A 19,878-nucleotide genomic window follows, 5' to 3' on the forward strand; every position below is an offset into this window, starting at 1 on the left:
CTGAATTAAACGACTAAAAAAATTCAACATACATTCAGAGAATTGGCAGAGTAGCAAATCTGGAGGTTTCACATCAACCCATTTGTTTCCTATAGGAAACGAGGTGGGTAAAAATTTATAAAAATCAATGATTTATAAGATTTCGGGGAAAGTAATGGTAACAGTGCTGCTGTCTTGTCCACTCTTGTATGAGCCCATTCATTCACGCTTGCACCACTTAATGTCATTGCATCTGGTAGTTGAGACTAAGCACCCAGCCATTAGGAATCGAATATTTCGTAGGGTCTAGCTGGCATCATCATCGCTATCAAATATTGCTTGATCATCCAGTTCGAAGTACTCAGGAGCAGATGCAAATTCCTTCTTTGGCGGTATTTTCTCTGCACACTCGTCTTCATCCTCCGGGTCGCCCATTTTGTTAGAATCCCATTTATAATTGTCAGCAATTGGCACAAATCTCTCCCCTGGCAATACTCCTCTTAAAATCATATTTTCTGCTTTCCTTTCGGAAATGTGCTCTGCCATTTCAGTGTTCTTAACCTGCAGGTACAAATTCTCCATTTTAATGTTTTGCAATTCTTCTTCCAGGTATGCCATACGAGTTTTTGCCTTTTGTCTGGCTCTTCGAGCAGACTCCCTGTTCTCCAGCCTTCTTCTTTCAGGTGATCTTGCTTTTTTATTCCTTGACTTCTTGCTTCTGACTGCTGCGGATGAAGAAGGCCCTGTTGCTGTTTCGACTTCTACGACACAAGCTACCTGAACAACTTGATCCAGCTGGCAGGCAGTGATGGAGCTCCAACTCGACAGGCTCTTGCCTGTCAATGAATAATTCTGCGGGCAAATCGATATTTTCTTTGCAGGAGGCTGTGGGTTGACGTAAGAAGTTGCCACCCTTTCCAGAACAGGCATTTTTTCTATGGTCGTCAGAGTATCAGTAAGCTCCTGCGAAAGTTCGGCATAACAATGATCCAGATCCACAATACTGCATTTTGCATCAGCCTTATCAGTTTCATCACTACTGCCCTCAGCGTCTTTTGTCGACACAAGATTCAATGAAGAAGTGCTCGGAGTCGAAGATATATTCATTGTTGCTGTCTCTGTTTATTTATGACTCATAAAACCTAGACACTCTCCATACATGGAATGTTCCGTTTCTGACAGTAAATCTGACAACTTTGTTATAGGGAGAGTGGGTACTCGCCAGCAGTTACAACTGCAAGCTTATTAACTCAATCTGAATGATTCCCGCCTTTGAGGCTGTCGCAAAACTCCAACATCAGGGGAGGTATGCATTCCCACGCAAAGCGAGGGTGTCGCAAAACTCTGGTTCCCGCCTTCACCCCCGTCATTCCCGATTTCATTCTCGTCATTCCCGCGAAGGCGGGAATCCACACTGACTCACCACCAGAACCATACTGCCCGGTGCTCCCCTGGCCTTGTCATCCCCGAGAAGGCAGAGATCCACCGTTGGCGCTGGATTCCCGCCTTCGCGGGAATGACGAACTCAGAGCATGGGAACGAGCTGTTGGAGTTTTGCGACACCCTCAGAGCGTGGGAACGAGTTGTTAAATAGAAAAATCCTGAGTTTTGATTAATATTGAAAGTTTGGCTTCGTTCTGGCTACAGAGGTTGTAGCTGTTGAGAGGAATTCCGTCATTATGAAACACTCCGCTTCCTATCTATTGCCTTTGATGTCCACTTTAACTTTACAGTCAGGCTTTACTCAGGTTTTCGATTCGTCGCTGCCTCCAACTCCAGCGATGGCTGGACGGTTATGGGCGGGTGCTTTATTTTTAGGTGCCGGGCTTGATAGCTCAAGGATCATGCCGAGTTCAAGCGCGCCATATAGCAGTAGTGAAGATGACAGTCCGTTTACCTTTACGGTTAGGTTGGCCCCATCGAGTACAGGCAGTTATGCTGAAAGCACCACTGCTGGAAGCACAGAAACAATTTCATCAAATGATTATTCTTTAGCAACATTCAATTCAGGGTTTCCGGTAGCATCCGCGACTACACATGTTGCAGCGAGCGGTTCTGACACAGTATTACTGACCTCGGATCCAGGTTTGGTAGTAATAGCAAGTCAGAAGAGAGCCGTTGACGAAGAATTAATGGAGGCGGTAAGTAATTATGATTTTGAAAGAGTTGAAGACTGTTTGAACAGAGGAGCTGATCCAAGTTACAGGCAGGCCACAGATCAGGACGATCCAAACGGGTTTATACAACCGATTACGCCTTTAAGATTAGTAATGTTTCGTATTTCAGACTGTGAATTAAATGATGAGGATTTGAGAGAGTTTTATAAAATCGCCAGATGCCTTTTAGATCACGGAGCAGACCCCAAACCAGCCATAAAAATAGCAGAAGAGAGATATGGAAAATATGAAGATGCTTTGGGAGGCGACGCTGATGAGGTGTTTATGGATATATGGAGAATTGTACACAATGCCGGAACGCAATAAATCCAGCAGGCTCAAATGACCTACAGCTCTGGATTTGAGCCAGGAAGACTGATCATCGTGATGCACCCCTCAACGGGACAGGTGATCTGACAAAGGTTGCAACCGACGCACTCCCCCGGAATGATTTCAAAGGTTCGGTCTTTTCCGTCATCAGATGTTTGCAAGGCTATGGCCTGATGTTCAGTATCTTCGCAGGCCGCAAAACAACGGCCACACCGGATACAATGACTCTGGTCAATATGAGCAACACTTTTGTAGCTCAGATCCAGTCTGTTCCAGTCAGTAAGGCTGGCAACGGCAGCCCCACGAAATTCAGACAGCGCCTGATAACCTTTCTGATCCATCCATCTTGAGAGTCCGTCAACCAGTTCATCAATGATCTTGAATCCATTCAGCATCACCGCTGTGCAGACTTGCAGGCTTGTTGCCCCCAGTGACAGATATTCTGCAGCATCCCGCCAGGTCGTGATTCCGCCCATGGCGGATATCGTGAGTTTGGCTGTTTCATCGTGTCGTGCCAGTTGTCCCACCATATTCAGGGCAACAGGTTTGACGGCCTCGCCGCTATAACCACCGCTGGTGTAATAATTGCCGACGGCCGGGTAGCCGACCATGGTATCGAGATTGATGCTGGTAATGGAGTTAATGGTATTGATCAGTGACACCGCATCTGCTCCACCTGCAAGAGCGGCACTGGCTGTCTGGACAATATCGGTGACATTAGGCGTCAGTTTAACAATAACCGGCAGTCGTGTATGTTGTTTACACCATCCGGTGACTTTGGTAATGAGTTCGGGGACTTGCCCTACCGCCGCGCCCATACCGAGCTCCGGCATGCCATGGGGGCAACCAAAATTGAGTTCAACGCCGTCACAGCCGGTTGCTTCAACCTGATTGAGAATACGTTGCCAGCTCGCTTCTTCGCAGGGCACCATCAGAGAGACAATTAAAGCCCGATCGGGCCAGTCTTTTTTGGTCTGTTTGATTTCATCCAGATTGACTTGTAACGGGCGATCTGAAATCAGCTCAATGTTATTGATGCCCAGAATCCGCCCGTGAGTATCCCGATGAGCAGAGTACCTTGAGCAAACATTGGTCGGCGCCGGGTCTTCACCCAGAGTTTTCCATACGGCACCTCCCCAGCCTGCCGAAAATGCCCGGTAAATGTTGTATGCCTTATCCGTGGGCGGTGCTGAGGCTAACCAGAATGGATTGGGGGACCGAATCCCGAGAAAACCGGTGCTAAGGTCTGCCATCATCTTTTACTGCCTATACTTCGAGCGGTTGCAGAAACCGGTTGATGGCTTCAGCAGCCAGTTTGCCATGCTGGACTGCATGGACGGTGAGATCTTCCCCGTTATCAACACAGTCGCCTCCTGCCCAGACATTACCGATAGAGGTTCTGAATTGATCGTCCACTCTGATTTTTCCGTTCTGACTTCTGGCGAGCTTTCCAGAAGAAAAGCACTCTGCTGTTATTGTCTGGCCAATGGCCTTGTAAACCCGGTCAGCGGGAATTACTCTCAGCTCGCCGGTTTCAAGCAGCTGGCCAGCAGAGTCCTGAGTTGTTTTCACAAAACGAACACCATGCAATTGCCCGGCTTTTGTCTCAAAACCTTTGGGTTTCAGCCAGGGAATAATGCGAACACCGCTTTCTTTTGCGAATGATTGTTCATGATGAGTGGCTGACATCTGTTGAAGACCTCTTCGATAAGCGATCGTCACTTCATCGGCTCCCAGTCGGCGCATCTGGCTGGCCACATCAATGGCTGTATTACCGCCGCCGATCACAACGACCTTTGAAGCTACGGGCAGTTCGGCGAGGTTTTTGGTTTGACGAACGGTTTCAATGGTGCCAAGCGCTTCCTGGATACCTCCGGATTGCTCACAGGGCAGTCCAATGGCTTTCGCAGACCCCAGTCCAATGCCAAGAAAGACGGCATCAAACTGAATGGTCAGGTCGGCAAGCTGTTGCGCAAGGTCGATTCTGCGTCCTGTCTCAAGGTTTATGCCGCCGATTTCGAAAATGAATCGGATTTCCTCCTGGGCATAATCCTCTACCAGTTTGTAAGCGGCTATGCCGTACTCATTGAGCCCGCCGGGTTTGTCATGAGCCTCGAACAGGGTGATGTCATGTCCCAGTCTGGCTAGTTTGTGTGCACAGGCCAGACCGGCAGGGCCCGCGCCAATAACGGCGACGTTTTGGCCTGTTTTCTGAGCGCGGATAAATGGGTGAGAAGCTTTTTGCCGGTGATCAATGGCATACCTTTGCAAGCGACCAATCATCACCGGTTTACATTCTGGCGAGTGGTTTCGAACGCAAGCCTGCTCACAAAGGACTTCTGTTGGACAGACCCGGGCACAGCTCCCCCCCAGAATGTTTTCTTCCAGAATAACCCTGGCGGCGCCGTCTTCATTATGATCTGCGATTCGGTGTATAAACGAGGGAATATTGATACCTGTCGGACAGGCAGAAATGCAGGGGGCATCATGACAATACAGGCAACGACTGGCTTCAATATTGGCCTGATAGCACGATAACGGAGGCTTGATATCAGAAAAGTTCTCCTGATAAACCTCGTCAGACATTCGATGGTTTCTGATATCTTTACTGGCCATAAAAAAGACCCCTGACCGGTAACTGAAACGACAGGTTTCTGGAATATTAGCAGTGACAGGGCTAGCGGGTAGCGCTTTTTTGTGGCCCTCTGAATGTTTGTCAGGGTTTGGGTAAGGAGTGAAGTACTTAATGATGAGAGGGTGAGGAAGAGAGGTGCAAACAGAGGGTAGGTTTGCACCTTCATTGAAGCTGGTTAGAGGCCTGTTTACTCAGTGACTGCCTCTGATGTTTCAGATTGCTTGCCGAAGTATTCACGCACCAGCCTGAATACAACGGGGCTTAGCAGCGCCAGGGCAATCAGGTTGGGAATAGCCATCATGGCGTTCATAGTGTCAGCTACAAGCCAGATGAAATCCAGGCTCACAGTAGCGCCCACTGGAACGGCGACAATCCAAAGGAAACGATAGGCTTTTACCGCTCTTGGGCCCATCAGGAATACTATGCAACGCTCGCCGTAGAAGCTCCAGCCCAGAATGGTTGTAAAGGCGAAGATAGCCAGAGAAATGGCAACCACATAGTTACCGACACCCGGCAGTGCGTCAGCAAATGCGGCAGAAGTCAATGCAGCACCGGTCGCACCTGAGGTCCAGGCACCGGAAGTAATGATGACCAGACCGGTGATGGAGCAGACGATGATGGTGTCCAGGAAAGTACCCAGCATGGCAATCAGACCCTGACGAACGGGATCGTTGGTTTTTGCTGCCGCGTGAGCGATAGGCGCAGAACCCAGACCGGCTTCGTTAGAGAAGACACCACGAGCGACACCAAAGCGGATAGCGGCCCATACCGCAGCGCCAGCAAAACCACCGGTAGCCGCAGTAGGCGTAAAGGCGTGAGTGAAGACCAGGCTCAGGGCGGCAGGAATTTGCTCAGCATTGATAGCCAGAACAACCAGACCGGCGACCAGGTAGGCAATGGCCATCAGGGGAACCAGAGTACTGGCCACCGCGCCAATTCTACGGATGCCGCCAATCAGTACAGCACCTACCAGGAACATCAGAATAAAACCGGTCACGACGGGAGGCAGGTTGAAGTTACTTTGCAGGACGTCAGCCACCGAGTTGGACTGAACGGTGTTGCCGATACCGAAGCCGGCGATCGCACCGAAAATAGCGAAGGCTGTACCCAGCCATGCCCAGCGTGAACCCAGACCATTCTTGATGTAGTACATAGGGCCACCGTAGTGCTTGCCGTTTTCGTCGACCTCACGGTATTTTACGGCCAATACAGCTTCCGAGAATTTGGTGGCCATACCCACCAGAGCAGTACACCACATCCAGAACAGCGCACCGGGACCCCCCATGAAGACGGCCGTTGCAACACCGGCAATGTTACCGGTACCGATGGTGGCAGAAAGGGCGGTCATCAGGGCCTGGAAAGGAGGGATTTCACCGGAGTCGCCGGACCCGGCACTGCGGCCTTGCCAGAGGAGTTTAAAGCCGGTGCCCAGCTTCAGGATGGGCATCAGTCGCAAGCCCAGCATCAGGAATAGTCCTATCCCCAGCATGAGGACCAGCATCATGGGTCCCCAAACGACGCCATTAATGGCACCGATGATTTCGGTCAGTGTTTCCATTATGAAACTTCACTCCACGCTATTGGATGTTCTGTTATTATTTTCAGGTCTTTGTTATAGGACACCACAGGGTGTCAGCTCAGACAGATGATCAGGGTCAGGACGAGACCTGCAGTACAAAGGTTTCTTATCCTGACGGTACGCCTAACTTAATGAATTAATTGAGTAAATACAACGCTGAATGTTTTTTGACAGATTTTAGGGGAATTTAATTTCCGGGTAGCTTATTTCTTTTTACGAGAAGCTTATATAGTATCGAGTACGTCTGGAAGTAGAGATAACTATAAATGTCAGAACAGGAAATATCAGAGCAGGCGCACTTTCTGAAGCAGGAAAAACAGTCGGTCATCCTCTCCCGCAGTAACAGGGAGGCTGCTGTTGAGCCGTTGCAACTGGGACAGCGAGTCCGTGAAATCCGTCTGAGCCTCAATCTGACACTGGAAGAAGCCAGCCAGAAAACCGGCCTGGCCCGATCAACCCTCTCCAAGATAGAAAATGAGCAGATATCGCCCACCTTTACTGCTGTGACCAAACTGGTCAGGGGTCTGGGTATTGATATCCCCCAGTTGTTCACCCAACCTTCGGAAAAGAAGGCCGCCAGCGGTCGCCGGGACATTACCCGAAAAGGGCAGGGGCGCCCACACCCCACCACCACTTACGAACATGAGCTGCTGGCGACTGAGTTGTCGGGCAAGAAGATGGTGCCCTTCAAAACGACGGTTTGTGCCCGGTCATTTGAGGATTATCAGGATTGGGTAAGGCATGAGGGTGAGGAATTTTTGCTGGTTCTCAGTGGCAAAATCATGCTCTACACAGAGTTTTATCAACCGGTAGAACTCAATGAGGGTGATAGCACCTATTACGATGCCGAGATGGGACATGCTCTGATTTCTCTCAGTGAGGAAGATGCCGTTATTCTCTGGGTGACCGCCTGACCTGCCTTTCCTGATGCGTGGCGTATTCAGCCCGCTTGTCTAAACTTATCCGTTTCATTGAGCCCTTGGCAATTTGTTGAGTCAAATTTCATAAAGGCCAAGCACTTATGGCTTCATTCATCGCCCTGATTTCGAGGTTTTTATGATTCGGACTCTTAAGGCCCTGTTGTTTTCATCTGTCACGCTGCTTTGCTCACCGAATTCACAAGCTAAGGAAACATTGGTGTTTCAGCTTGGAGCGGTCAACAGCGACGGTAACGCAGTTGTTATCGAAAGCAGGCCTGGCAGCAAGGCTTGGAAAACGGTTTTTAATGACAATCTTCCCGGTTGTCTGATGAATGAATTTACCAATATTCCCCTGACCAGCAAAACTATGGCTCATCGTTACAGTCTGAGCTCTTTTCACATGCCTCTGGGAAACAACCGGTTTGCTTTTGGTTGTTCTAACGGTTTGGTGTTTGTTGGGGGCGAAGGAGAGGAGCCTTTCTCGGTAAATTCTCCATCTCCTAATCTTGGTTACTTCAATTTATCCTATGCCAACTCGCCTGTTTATCTCGCCTACAGTGCCGAATTTAATCAGCGCTACAAGAAAAACTGGTTGTTTGCCGCCCAGCATGGACACCTGTTTATTATCGATATCGACAAGAGGCAGCTGGTTAGGTTTCCGCACTGGATAGAAGGAAACTACCTCTCTATGTGGGATTTCCGCATGGGGGTTGATTACTCTATGCCCATGACCGGGCTGGATATCTACCAGGACAAAAAAGGGACTTTCCATGTGTTGGGTGTCATGCAAAGAAATCTGAAGAAAAAAAAGCGTTATTATTCCAGAGCACTCCTGCAACATGTAACGCTCGAAGATGGAATCCCTTACAGCTATTGGGATGATATTGACGATGAATCGATCAACAGGGCAGGAGATGGTCTGTTACAGTTTGGTGAAACCCTGTTTATAGCAGATAAAGAAAATGGGATACACCACCCTGGTACGAATACCTCTTTAAGAGGAGACCTCAGTGGCCTCAATGTTGACCCTTATACCCGGGCAATGGTGCTAAGGGGCAGGCATCATCAGCTGGTTATTGTTCGATACCCTGAAGAACCCGTAAACGTGCCTTATATCGGTGCTTGGGGAAAATTGGTGAGCTCAAAAAAACTGGATGGCAAAGAGCCTCCATTGCTTAAAGATGGTTATTCCAAGACATTCAGAGTCAACCATGACTTTCAGTATGATTCTGATCTACTGACGGTCACTGAAGATAAGAAGAAACACTATGCGCATCACCATATGATCAGTATGAAAAAAGGCATTATCTTTTCTGCAGAAGCAGACTCCGAAGGTTTTGGGCAGTACGTCTATCAATGCGATACCGGTCTGACCTCTGGAGAAGCCTGGAAAAAAGGTGCCTGGATAGAGCCCAGGCAATGCAATTGGGAAAAAGCTTCTGCCAGATTCACCCGGCCCGACAAGCTGGAGGGGCTGAACTATCGATTAACCGGATTGAACTACTACCATTCCTTCACGGCCCGAGTGATGGACGAAATCCATTTCTTCAGCGATCGGGTGGAGGACGAAACGGGCGTTATTTATCCCAATGATCCTAAGCCAAGAGATGAACTCTAACAGGACTCCCCGAAAAGGGCAGGGGCGCCCACACCCCATGAGCTATGAACATGAACTGCTGGCTACCGGGTTGTTGGGCAAGAAGGTGGTGTCCTGCAAAACGACGGTCTGTGCCCGATCAGCCTGACCTGCCTTTCTTAACTTTTGCAGTGTGTGGCCTATTTAGCCCGCTCGTCTAAAATTGTCGGTTTCATTGAACCCTTGGCAATTTACTGAGTCAAAACTCATAGAGGCCATTTATTTGTGGTTAGGTACTTACATTATTACCCTGATAAGGAGGTTTGTATGATCCGGACACTTAAAGCTCTGTTGTTGTCGTCTGTCACGCTGGTATCCTCACTGAATTCACATGCTGAGGAAACCCTGGTATTTCAGCTTGGAGCTGTCAATAGTGACGGTAATGCAGTTGTTATCGAAAGCAGGCCAGGCAGCAAGGCCTGGAAAACGGTTTTTAATGGTAACCTTCCCGGTTGTCTTATGAATGAATTTACCAATATCCCTCTAACCGGAAAAACCATGGCTCATCATCACAGTCTGAGTTCATTCCATAAGCCTCTGGGAAATAACCGGTTTGCTTTTGGTTGTTCCAACGGTTTGGTATTTGTTGGGGGCGAAGGAGAGGAGTCTTTCTCAATCGATTCTCCATCACCAAATCTTGGTTTCTTCAATTTATCCTATGCCAACTCGCCTGTTTATCTGGCGCATAGTGCTGAATTTAACCAGCGCTATAAGAAAAACTGGTTGTTTGCCGCTCAGCATGGACATCTGTTTATCATCGATATTGACAAGAAAGAGCTGGTGACAGTACCGGGCTGGGAACACCGAACCTACCTTCCAATGGAAGATTTCCGCAAGGGGGTTGATCACTCCAAACCCATGACCGGGCTGGATATTTACCAGGATAATGAAGGAACTTTCCATGTACTGGGTATCATGCAAAGAAATCTGAAGAAATCTGAGAGTTATTACTCCAGAGCGCTCCTGCAAAGTGTCAACCTCAATAATGGCAAGCCTGCCAGCCGTTGGGATGATATAAAAGATGAACCGATCAATGCGAAAGGGGATGGTCTCTTACAGTTCGGCGAAACCAACTATATAACGAGCGATATGTTAGAAATACACGCTCTTGTGCCTTCCACTTTGAGAGGAGACTTCAGTGGCCTTAATGTTGACCCTTACACCCGTTCAATGGTGCTCAGAGGCAAGCATCACAAGTTGGTCGTTGTTCGATACCCTGTAGAGCCCGTGAGCATGGCCTATATTGGTGCCTGGGGAAAAGCGGTGAGCTTGGAAATACTGGATGGCAAAGAACCACCGCTGCTTGAAGATGGTTATCCCAAAACATTCAGAGTGACCCACGACTTTCAGGATAAATCTGATTTACTGCCAGCCACTAAAGAGAAGAAGAAGCGTTATGGGCATCATCATATGATCAGCATGAAAAAGGGCACTATCTATTCTGCAGAAGCAGACTTTGAAGGCTTCGGGCGGTTCGTCTATCAATGCGATACCGGTTTGACCTCTGGAGAAGCCTGGACAAAAGGTGCCTGGATAGAGCCCAGGCAATGCCAGTGGGAAAAAGCTTCTGCGCACTACACGCGGCCAGACAAGCTGGAGGGGCTGAGCTATCCATTAAACGGATTAAACTACTTTCATTCTTTTACTACCCGGTTGGTAGATGAGAAAGGCCTTGTTGATCCTAACCTCCCTGATTCAAGGGATGAACTCTAACAAGGCTGGGGGCGCTCTTATGGCCAATAGGCAATGCAATCGTACTTGCGCAAAAAAACAGGAAATATGATGAACATATCATCTAGCACAAACACTGTGTTTCGCCCCGAAAAAACCGTGAACAACAATAGTCCAGAGGAAAACAGCAACACCTCATTTGCCGGTAAAAAAACAGGCCATGCAAAAACTGTCAGGGTTTATATAAAGGATTCGTTTATACAGACACATCAGTCATTAATAAATCCCTCTATTACCAACAAAACAACCCTCCATAGCTTTGAAATCGGAGGCAGAGCTTATGGCTCATTTTGTGATGAGGGCGCTAATGAGTACATAAGATCACTTTTTCAAGACAAAGATGACGATATTTCTTTTGTTGTCAAAGAGCAGGATGACATTGAGCGTGAATATCACCCTCCGGCTCTCTGGGGAAAACGATTTGTTCAGTGGATTTCACTAGGGGCCAATTACTGTACGACTTGCGAAGACGATAAGGATCAGCTTCCATCATGTCATCAGTTCGAGCATTTCTTGCACTGCGGAGTAAAAAAATTCTCTATTAAAAACGTTATAACCTGTTACAACGAAGCAATAGTCACTGATATAAAAACAGTTAAGCCATTCAGCTATCTAAACTTGGCAGATACCTTTACACAAGAGTGGATTCATTCCACGACCTACATAGACTCCGGTTTCTGCATCGGTATGTTTGGCACAGGTGGTCCTATTGCTATCCAGACTGTTGAAAACTCTTTATTACACTGGAGCAACAAGGACTGTGAAAGCCCCAGGTCAATTACGTTACGGACTGGTTTATTGTGCGCGGGCAGTAATTTTGCAACATTCACCTGAAAGCGAGGCGACGCCTCGCTTCTCCCCTGAAAAGCGGACTCTGCAGCGCGAGATAGGTATGGGTTCCCACGCTCCTTCAGAGCCCAGTATTTCACTAGCCCGGAAAGGGGGTAAATGATGAAGATTACCCATAAGAACGAGGTCAAACACAGTCTGAAGCCCAGTTCACACCCCTATCTAAGCGGTGCCTGGACTCCCAATTTCACGGAATACACGGCCTGTGATATGGAGGTTATTGGGGAAATACCGACCGATATAGACGGCGTATATGTAAGAAATACTGAAAATCCTGTGCAGGAACCCATCGGTCATTACCACCCTTTTGATGCTGACGGCATGATTCATGCGATGTCATTTCGCGATGGAAAGGCTGAATACAGTAACCGCTTTGTTCGCACCAAGGGGTTTGTCGCCGAGCAGGAGGCCGGAGAAGCGCTTTGGGCTGGTTTTATCAATGACCACAAGATGTCGAAGCGCCCGGGGGTTGGTGCTCAGGGCAGTTCGAAAGATGGTTCATCAACGGACGTGGTGGTTCACGCAGGCAAGATCATTTCCACATTTTGGCAATGCGGTGACGGTTATCAGCTGGACCCCTATACCCTTGAACAGTTGGGCACAGTTAGCTGGGCACCCATTGATGGGATATCTGCCCATCCGAAAGTCGATGAAAAGACGGGTGAGATGCTGTTCTTCAATTATTCCAGGTATCCACCTTATCAACACTACGGTGTCGTTAATCGTGACGGCAAGTTGGTGCACTTCACACCGGTGCCGCTACCCGGTCCCCGCTTGCCCCATGACATGGCATTCTCTGAAAACTACTCGATTTTTGCCGACCTGCCACTGTTTTGGGACCCCGTGCTGCTGGAAGACAATATTCACTTCCCTTGCTATTACCCTGAGTTGCCTTCGCGATTTTCTATCATTCCCAGGTTCGGTAACGAGAAAGACATTGTTCAGTTTGAAGCAAAGCCGACTTATGTTTTGCACTGGCTTAATGCCTACGAAGAGGGTGATGAAGTTATTCTGGAAGGATATTTTCAGGAAAACCCCAATCCGGATCCCATCCCTGGCTTGCCCAAAGGCGCTGGTAAACTGATGGCTCAGCTGGCCCTGAATCATCTTCAGCCGAAGCTGTATCGCTGGCGATTTAACCTGGTAACAGGTGAGGTTGTTGAGGGCAGGTTGGATGATCGGGATCTGGAATTCGGCACGTTTAATCAACAGTACGCTGGCCAGAAATCTCGATTCGTGTATTCCGTTTGGGGTGAGCCCGATATGTTTATTTTCTCAGGCATTGTCAAGCATGATACTCAGACCGGTGAGTCCTGGAGCCTGCCCTTTGGTGAACAGCGCTTTGGCAGTGAAGCGCCCTTTGTACCGCGTATCAACGCGAAAGATGAAGACGACGGTTACCTGGTGACCTTCATTACGGATATGAATGAAAACCGTTCGGAGTGTGTGTTGATCGATGCCAGAGATTTAGAAGCAGGAGCCCTTTGCCGCATTGTGCTTCCGCACCGTATCAGTAGTGGTACCCACGCTACCTGGGCTGACGGACCAACGATTAGATCGTATCAAAAATAGCAGGGGCTTTTGAGCCAGAGAGTGTTTTTATCTGACCGACCTGACAAAAGATCATGAACCTGACCGGAAAGACACCTGAGAGCAATCTGGAGAAGGGTATTCAGATGTGCTCCGGCTGGCAGACCAGTCAATATTGATGGTCTGGTCAGATAAGAAAGCGCTCTGGTGCTCTGTACGGATGACGATGCAACACTCCCGGTGGTACACTGCGTCCCCTTGAACGAATTCTGGAGGTGTCAGAACGGCATTTCCAGTGTCTACGGGAGAGAACAGGTTGTTGTCCAAATCCTATAAGTGGTCACTGTTGATCGGCTTAATTCTTCTGGCTGCTGGCTTTTATGCTCTGTCTTTGCGTCCTACCCTGAAGCATATAAAGGGTGAGACCATGGGCACTACCTACAGTATTACTTACGTTTCAACGCCTTTTTCCCATTCGACAGGGAGTGTTAAAAAGCAGGTGGATAGGCTGCTGGAAGAGATCAACGACAGCATGTCTACCTACCGTGAAGACTCCGAGTTGATGCAATTCAACCGCGCCGAAATCGGGAAGCCATTCAAGGCTTCCGATGAGCTGGTGGATCTTGTCGAGAGAAGTCTGGTGGTTTCCCGCATGTCGGATGGTGCCTACGATGTGACTGTGGGTCCTCTGGTAAATCTGTGGGGTTTTGGCCCTTCCGATGCCAGCAGGCAAGCCTCACAAAGTAAAGAAGAATCGTCCGGTTCCGGTGATAAAAAAGCTCCGGAATACATAGAATGGATGATCAATAATTATCCGGCTGAACTGCCTTCTGATGAAGAGATTGCTGCAGCTCAGGCTAAAGTGGGTTATCAGGCGGTTATCGCAGATACCCGAAACGATGAGCTGACCCGAACCAAAGACGTCTTTGTGGATCTCAGCTCCATTGCCAAAGGTTATGGTGTCGACAAAGTGGCTTATCTGCTCAAGTCAGAAGGCATCAACAGTTATCTGGTTGAGATTGGTGGTGAGGTCATAGTCGGTGACCCTAAACCGGATGGCTCTCTCTGGAAGTTGGGTATCCGTGGTCCAGCTATGATCGGCAGTAATCCGGCCCTGATTGTTGAGCTGGAAAACAGGGCCATGGCGACATCGGGCGACTACCTGAATTATTTTGAAGTGGATGGCCAGAAGTATTCCCATACGATCAATCCCCGAACCGGCCATCCTGAAATGGGGCGTCTGGCCGAAGTGGCTGTGATTGAGGATAATGCAGCTGAGGCTGATGCACTGGCCACCCTGTTTATGGTTTTAGGTGATAAAGAAGGTCTGAAGCTGGCCAACAGGGAGGGAATCTCAGCCTACTTCACCTATCATACTGAAAAGGGTTTTGAAGCGGTCAGCAGTGATGCATTCAAACCCTTTCTGCCAGAACAGAATTGAGTGATGACCAGGCCGATAACCCTGGCTGCCATTGCAAACGACAGAGCACTTATTGCAATGAAAAACTGTCATATAAAATTAACAGTGCCCGAGCGGTGCTAGATAAATAAGAGTGTTTTCTTTAGCTACGGGCCTCTTCTCAGGAGGGCAATATCATGACACTGATGCTGATTACATTTGGAATCTTTTTGCTACTGATGGCCCTGATGGCCATTGGTGTAATTGTTGCCAACAAGCCGATCAAGGGGTCCTGTGGTGGTTTGAGCACCCTTGGCCTGAAGGATGGCTGCATGATCTGTGGCGGTGGGGACAAGAACGATCCTTTCTCTGAAGGTCAGCATAGGGATATGGAGCATCTGTTTTACGATGCGACTGCCGAAAAGACTGTTAAGAAGAGTTGATTTGCTCTCTGAACGGGCTTTCTGCTCTGCAGGAAGAGTGCGAGCAATATCCGGAAAAAACCGGAGTTTCCCAATACGGATGACCGATTGTTTCTGTATTGAAGGTTAAGAGGCTGTTCCCTTAAAGTTTGTGGGCAGCCTCTGAGAAAATTAATAAAAATATGGGAGCCTTGCAGTGTCATGAACCTCTGGGCACAGAGTTCATGACCTGATGCAATGCTGCCCGGATCGCTTTGAGGGGTTAAAGGATGGGTGTAAGTCACTACGATCTGGTTGTGCTGGGTTCCGGGCCGTCGGGCGAAGGGGCGGCAATGAATGCTGTCAAGCTGGGCAAGAAGGTTGCAGTCGTTGAGCAGAATGCCTTTGTAGGTGGTAACTGTACCCATCTGGGTACCATACCTTCCAAGTCTCTGCGGCACTCAGTCAAACAGATCATGGACTTCAATACCAATCCCATGTTCCGTGAAATTGGTGAGCCCCGCTGGTTCAGTTTTCCCAAGGTTTTGAAAACGGCTGAACGCGTCATTCAGAAGCAGGTGCAGTCCCGCACCTTATATTATGCCCGAAACCGGATTGATCTTTATTTTGGCCATGCCTCCTTTGTTGACGAGCATACTATTGAGGTTCAGCAGGATAATGGCCATGTCGAAAAACTTCACGGGTCCAATATTCTGATTGCCACCGGCTCCCGTCCTTACCAGCCTGCAGATGTTAACTTCCGTCATCCACGGATTCACGACAGTGATTCTATTCTTCAGCTAACCACTACTCCACGCCGGATGATCATTTATGGAGCGGGTGTTATCGGTTCCGAGTATGCCTCCATTTTCTCTGGTCTGGGTGTGCTGGTGGATCTGGTGGATACCCGTGATCGTCTGCTCTCTTTTCTGGATAAGGAGATTTCCGATGCTCTGGGCTACCAGCTGCGGAAAATGAACGTCATTATTCGTCACAATGAAGAATACCAGAAAGTGGAAATGCTGGATGACGGCGTAGTGATGCACCTGAAATCAGGCAAGAAGCTGAAAGCGGATATTCTATTGTGGGCCAATGGCAGAACGGGCAATACTCAGGATATGGGCCTTGAACTGATAGGTCTGAAGCCGAACAGCCGCGGACAGCTGTCTGTTAATGAGAATTATCAGACAGAGATTGATCATATCTATGCAGCGGGCGATGTGATTGGCTGGCCCAGCCTGGCCAGTGCCGCTTATGATCAGGGCAGGTCCGCCGCAGGTAATATGGAAAATATCGGGCAGTGGCGTTTTGTCAACGAAGTACCGACCGGTATCTATACCATTCCGGAAATCAGCTCGCTGGGTAAAACCGAAGAAGAGTTGACAGCTGCTGCTGTGCCCTATGAAGTGGGCAAAGCTTTCTTCTCGAGGCTGGCCCGGGCCCAGATTACCGGCGAAACAGTGGGTATGCTAAAAATCCTGTTCCACCGCGAGACCGGTGAAGTGCTGGGTATCCATTGTTTTGGTGACCAGGCATCGGAGATCGTACACATCGGTCAGGCTGTGATGTCCCAAAAAGGGGAAGCTAACAATATCCGCTACTTCCTGAACACCACATTCAACTATCCCACTATGGCCGAAGCCTACCGTGTGGCTACTCTGGATGGTTTGAACCGTTTGTTCTGAGTATCTCCAACCTGCTAGGAGCCTGACCGAGAATAGCGCCCGTAGCGAGGACGACAGAAAATTGAGGATGAAAATTCGGTTTTGTGAGGATTGCGCCTTGCAAGCGCGTAAAATCTTGTGACCTGAAATGGTCATCGCGGTAAAGCTGTGGTCGGCAGCCGTGTACCGAGTCTTGCGTGGTAGAAGGTAACGACTACTGCGAAGCGTAGACAGGGTGATAACAGGCCGTAACGTCTGCTAAGGGATAATTAGCCCCGAAATTGAACGTGGTTGAAGTAGCTGACCTTCTTTCTCAATGGGGAAAGCGGAAGTCGGGAGCTCCGCTAATGACAAGGCATCCCGACTGCTTCCGGGGTTCGTACCCACGGCATGTTATCGAATGATTTTACGTGAACAAGGGAGATCCTGAACGTTCAGGCGGAGCCTGTAGGGTCCGACGAGCCTGTAAAGCAAGAACGACTTGATGACGTTCAGGAAGTCAGACCAGCTGATAGTACTCCGAGGCGGGGAGAGCCCGTCACATGGGGAAGCGGCTGGCGGTATTTGAGCCTTTCCAGGGAAACATGGGCTCCACATCTGAGGGAGTTACGGTCTTTTACGCAGTGAGAAGGTAAACCAGCCATGGCAACGGGACTGGAGAGGGTAGCAGCGAAAGCCCGGAGTTATCCGAAACTTCGCTTTACAAGTCTGGCACATCATATTACCCCGGCGAGCCTGTGTATGAATCTGAACAAGATTCCACACAACACATCGCCCGGAGTCGATGGGCTGACTGTCGAAGAGACAAAGAAAGACTTTAAGCGGTGGTTGGAACAGACACTGACGTCTATCCATCGGCAAGGCTACAAGGCACCGCCGGTCAAAAGGGCATGGATACCCAAGCCGGGAAAAAAGGAAAAGCGCCCTCTGGGTGTTCCCTGCATCAATGACCGGGCTTTGCAGCGAAGTGTTGCTGATGTGCTGAATGCTATTTATGAGCAGGACTTTTTGCCCTGTTCCATGGGTGGCAGGCCACGACTGGGAGCGCACCATGCCCTGTCCACTTTTAACGAGGTGGTTTCAGGCCGAAAGGTCAGCTGGGTGCTGGAAGCGGACTTGAAGAACTTCTTTGGGAGTCTTGACCATGGATGGCTGCTTCGTTTTGTGGAACACCGGGTCGGTGATCCCAGAATCCTGAACCTTATACGGCGCTGGTTGAAAGCCGGGGTGATGGAGGCCGGGGAGTTGCAAGAGTGTGAAGAAGGTACGCCTCAGGGTGGGCCGATCAGCGTAGTTCTGAGCAACCTGTACCTGCATTATGTACTTGACCTCTGGTTCGAGTGCATGGTCAAGCCTCGGCTAAAAGGCGAGGCATGGCTGATCAGGTACATTGATGACTTTGTGGTGTGTTTTCAGTATCGCAGTGATGCGGAGCGGTTCATGAATGTGCTGCCACAGCGACTGGAGAAGTTTGCGTTGAAACTGGAGCGGGATAAAACCCGGTTAGTCAGGTTCGGACGTTTTGCCAGTCGTGGGGGAAGACGACCGGAAACGGTTTACTTCCTTGGCTTTACGCACTACTGCACAAGGAATCTGAAAGGAAACTTCATGGTGGGAAGGAGAACGGAAAAATCCCGCCTAAGACGCAGCATAGCCAAACTGAAGGAACTGCTGAGACGAATACGCCATGAACCGCTGCACGAACAAGTGACAGCGATCAATCGACGGTTGAGAGGGCATTATGCGTATTACGGTCTGGGAGGAAACTTCCGAAGTATGGAGAAGCTTTACCGGTTTGTTGACCGCTACTGGTACAAGATGCTGTGTAGCCGATGCCGGAAAGGCAAGATTCCATGGGAAAAGTACCATAACCTCAAGCAGCTTCTGCCGCTACAGAAACCGAGGATAATGCTGCCTTTTATGGCAATGAAATCCATGGCTGTGCTGTGAGTCAAATATCGAAGAGCCCGGTGCGGGAAATCCGCACGCCGGGATCTGAGGGGGTTGGAGCTACAATTGGTAGCTCCTTCTACCCGGTGAATAGCGAGCTATTTGACGAACAAAAGCGGATTTTCAGACCAATTTGCTGCCGCCGCAGTAGGGCAGTCTATTCTCGGTCAGGCTCCTAGGCTAAACAGTCTGGCAGAGACCCGATGATTAGCTTTTCTTTTGCAGGAGGCATTTGATTTCGGTCAGCTGTTGCTGCAAATCTTCAAGGTTGGGTTGACCCTCATTCTTAATAGCTTCTTCTTCACTGCGCACCTTTTGACGCTCTTCCTCCAGAACGTTGACGACAATACCAATGATCATGTTCAGAAAGGCGAAGGTCGTGAAGAAAATAAAACTGAGATAGTAGGCCCAGCTCAGTGGGTAGACAGCCATGGTTTCATACATGACATCGGTCCAGTCTTCGAAAGTCATGACCCTGAACAGGGTCAGCATACTGATGGAGATATTACCCCAGAGTTCAGGATTGATATTCAGGAAGAAGGTGCTGCCAACAGCGGCGTAGATATAAAAAATGATGAACATCAGCAACATGACATAACCCAGTTGTGGCAGAGCTTTCAGCAGTGAGTTCAGTAGCAGTCGAAGCTCGGGGATGACAGATATCATCCGCAGTACCCGGAAAATTCTGATTAATCGACCCACAAGAGCCATCTCGGTATCGCTGACCGGGATCAGGCTGACGATCACAATCAGGGTGTCAAAGAGATTCCAGCCGGACTTGAAGAAATTCTTTTTGTTCTCTTCGCCAAAAAAGCGGATCAGTATTTCCACCAGAAAAAAGAGTGTAATACCGACGTCCAGCACGCTGATAGTGCCTTCAAGGTACGGTGGCAGCTTATAAGTCTTCGCGCCAATGACCAGGGCAGAGAAGATGATGATACTAACGACAAAGAGTTCAAATATCTTGTTGGAGCGTATGGCGTTGAAGCGAGCCTGTAAATCGCTGTTTTTCATGGTTTGGTTACGATTAAAAAGGGCGGGTTGACTGCCCCGGATGCGACTGCACCGGGCTATGTTTTAATTTTAAGGCAGTTATTCTACCGTGAATAACATTGCCTC

General features: G+C 49.0%; 16 protein-coding genes. 11 read left to right on the top strand and 5 right to left on the bottom strand.

Annotation, left to right across the window (positions count from 1 at the left end; translation table 11 throughout):
* Window positions 1–285: 285 nt before the first annotated feature.
* Window positions 286–1,086: a bZIP transcription factor gene (locus ACOJUN_RS18470; RefSeq protein WP_422133371.1), complete on the bottom strand. Its 801-nt coding sequence runs from the start codon at window positions 1,084–1,086 to the stop codon at window positions 286–288.
* A 201-nt stretch (window positions 1,087–1,287) separates the two neighbouring features.
* Here ACOJUN_RS18470 and ACOJUN_RS18475 point away from each other — a divergent pair, with 201 nt between their 5' ends.
* Together ACOJUN_RS18475 and ACOJUN_RS18480 are read left to right on the top strand one after the other, a co-directional pair.
* Window positions 1,288–1,569: a hypothetical protein gene (locus ACOJUN_RS18475; protein WP_422133372.1), complete on the top strand. Its 282-nt coding sequence runs from the start codon at window positions 1,288–1,290 to the stop codon at window positions 1,567–1,569.
* Window positions 1,570–1,658: 89 nt separating this feature from the next.
* Window positions 1,659–2,462, top strand: a complete 804-nt coding sequence (locus ACOJUN_RS18480) for a hypothetical protein (protein WP_422133373.1) — start codon at window positions 1,659–1,661, stop codon at window positions 2,460–2,462.
* 20 nt (window positions 2,463–2,482) lie between these two features.
* On the opposite strand, the gene preA is transcribed toward ACOJUN_RS18480, so the two are convergent.
* The 3 genes from preA to ACOJUN_RS18495 form a co-directional block, all read right to left on the bottom strand.
* Window positions 2,483–3,718: an NAD-dependent dihydropyrimidine dehydrogenase subunit PreA gene (preA, locus tag ACOJUN_RS18485; RefSeq protein WP_422137098.1), complete on the bottom strand. Its 1,236-nt coding sequence runs from the start codon at window positions 3,716–3,718 to the stop codon at window positions 2,483–2,485.
* Window positions 3,719–3,731: 13 nt separating this feature from the next.
* The gene (locus ACOJUN_RS18490; protein ID WP_422133374.1) at window positions 3,732–5,081 is read right to left on the bottom strand and encodes an NAD(P)-dependent oxidoreductase; all 1,350 of its coding nucleotides are present in this window, start codon (window positions 5,079–5,081) and stop codon (window positions 3,732–3,734) included.
* Between the two features lie 206 nt (window positions 5,082–5,287).
* Window positions 5,288–6,658: an alanine/glycine:cation symporter family protein gene (locus ACOJUN_RS18495; RefSeq protein ID WP_422133375.1), complete on the bottom strand. Its 1,371-nt coding sequence runs from the start codon at window positions 6,656–6,658 to the stop codon at window positions 5,288–5,290.
* A 287-nt stretch (window positions 6,659–6,945) separates the two neighbouring features.
* Here ACOJUN_RS18495 and ACOJUN_RS18500 point away from each other — a divergent pair, with 287 nt between their 5' ends.
* The 9 genes from ACOJUN_RS18500 (at window position 6,946) to ltrA (ending at window position 18,759) form a co-directional block, all read left to right on the top strand.
* A complete protein-coding gene (locus ACOJUN_RS18500; RefSeq protein ID WP_422133376.1) occupies window positions 6,946–7,593 on the top strand; it encodes a helix-turn-helix domain-containing protein in 648 nt (215 codons plus the stop codon).
* A 223-nt stretch (window positions 7,594–7,816) separates the two neighbouring features.
* Window positions 7,817–9,217, top strand: coding sequence for a hypothetical protein (locus ACOJUN_RS18505; RefSeq protein ID WP_422133377.1), 1,401 nt, complete (start codon window positions 7,817–7,819; stop codon window positions 9,215–9,217).
* A gap of 285 nt (window positions 9,218–9,502) precedes the next feature.
* A complete protein-coding gene (locus ACOJUN_RS18510) occupies window positions 9,503–10,948 on the top strand; it encodes a hypothetical protein (protein WP_422133378.1) in 1,446 nt (481 codons plus the stop codon).
* Between the two features lie 45 nt (window positions 10,949–10,993).
* Complete coding sequence (locus ACOJUN_RS18515) at window positions 10,994–11,800, top strand: hypothetical protein (protein ID WP_422133379.1); 807 nt, start codon at window positions 10,994–10,996, stop codon at window positions 11,798–11,800.
* Between the two features lie 114 nt (window positions 11,801–11,914).
* Entirely contained in the window at window positions 11,915–13,387 is a 1,473-nt protein-coding gene (locus ACOJUN_RS18520) for a carotenoid oxygenase family protein (RefSeq protein ID WP_422133380.1), read from the top strand.
* Between the two features lie 277 nt (window positions 13,388–13,664).
* Complete coding sequence (locus ACOJUN_RS18525) at window positions 13,665–14,786, top strand: FAD:protein FMN transferase (RefSeq protein WP_422133381.1); 1,122 nt, start codon at window positions 13,665–13,667, stop codon at window positions 14,784–14,786.
* 155 nt (window positions 14,787–14,941) lie between these two features.
* Window positions 14,942–15,187 carry a (Na+)-NQR maturation NqrM gene (gene nqrM, locus ACOJUN_RS18530; RefSeq protein ID WP_422133382.1) on the top strand — a complete coding sequence of 82 codons (246 nt, stop codon included), beginning with the start codon at window positions 14,942–14,944 and terminating at the stop codon, window positions 15,185–15,187.
* A 248-nt stretch (window positions 15,188–15,435) separates the two neighbouring features.
* Window positions 15,436–16,830, top strand: coding sequence for a Si-specific NAD(P)(+) transhydrogenase (gene sthA / locus ACOJUN_RS18535; RefSeq protein ID WP_422133383.1), 1,395 nt, complete (start codon window positions 15,436–15,438; stop codon window positions 16,828–16,830).
* A gap of 621 nt (window positions 16,831–17,451) precedes the next feature.
* Window positions 17,452–18,759 (top strand): group II intron reverse transcriptase/maturase, encoded by a 1,308-nt coding sequence (gene ltrA / locus ACOJUN_RS18540; RefSeq protein WP_422132384.1) that lies wholly within the window; start codon window positions 17,452–17,454, stop codon window positions 18,757–18,759.
* Between the two features lie 207 nt (window positions 18,760–18,966).
* Here ltrA and ACOJUN_RS18545 read toward each other — a convergent pair whose 3' ends face one another.
* Entirely contained in the window at window positions 18,967–19,773 is an 807-nt protein-coding gene (locus tag ACOJUN_RS18545; RefSeq protein ID WP_422133384.1) for an ion transporter, read from the bottom strand.
* Between the last annotated feature and the right edge of the window lie 105 nt (window positions 19,774–19,878).

Source organism: Endozoicomonas sp. ALD040 (genome assembly GCF_049275945.1).
In the GTDB taxonomy this organism is placed as follows: domain Bacteria; phylum Pseudomonadota; class Gammaproteobacteria; order Pseudomonadales; family Endozoicomonadaceae; genus Endozoicomonas_A.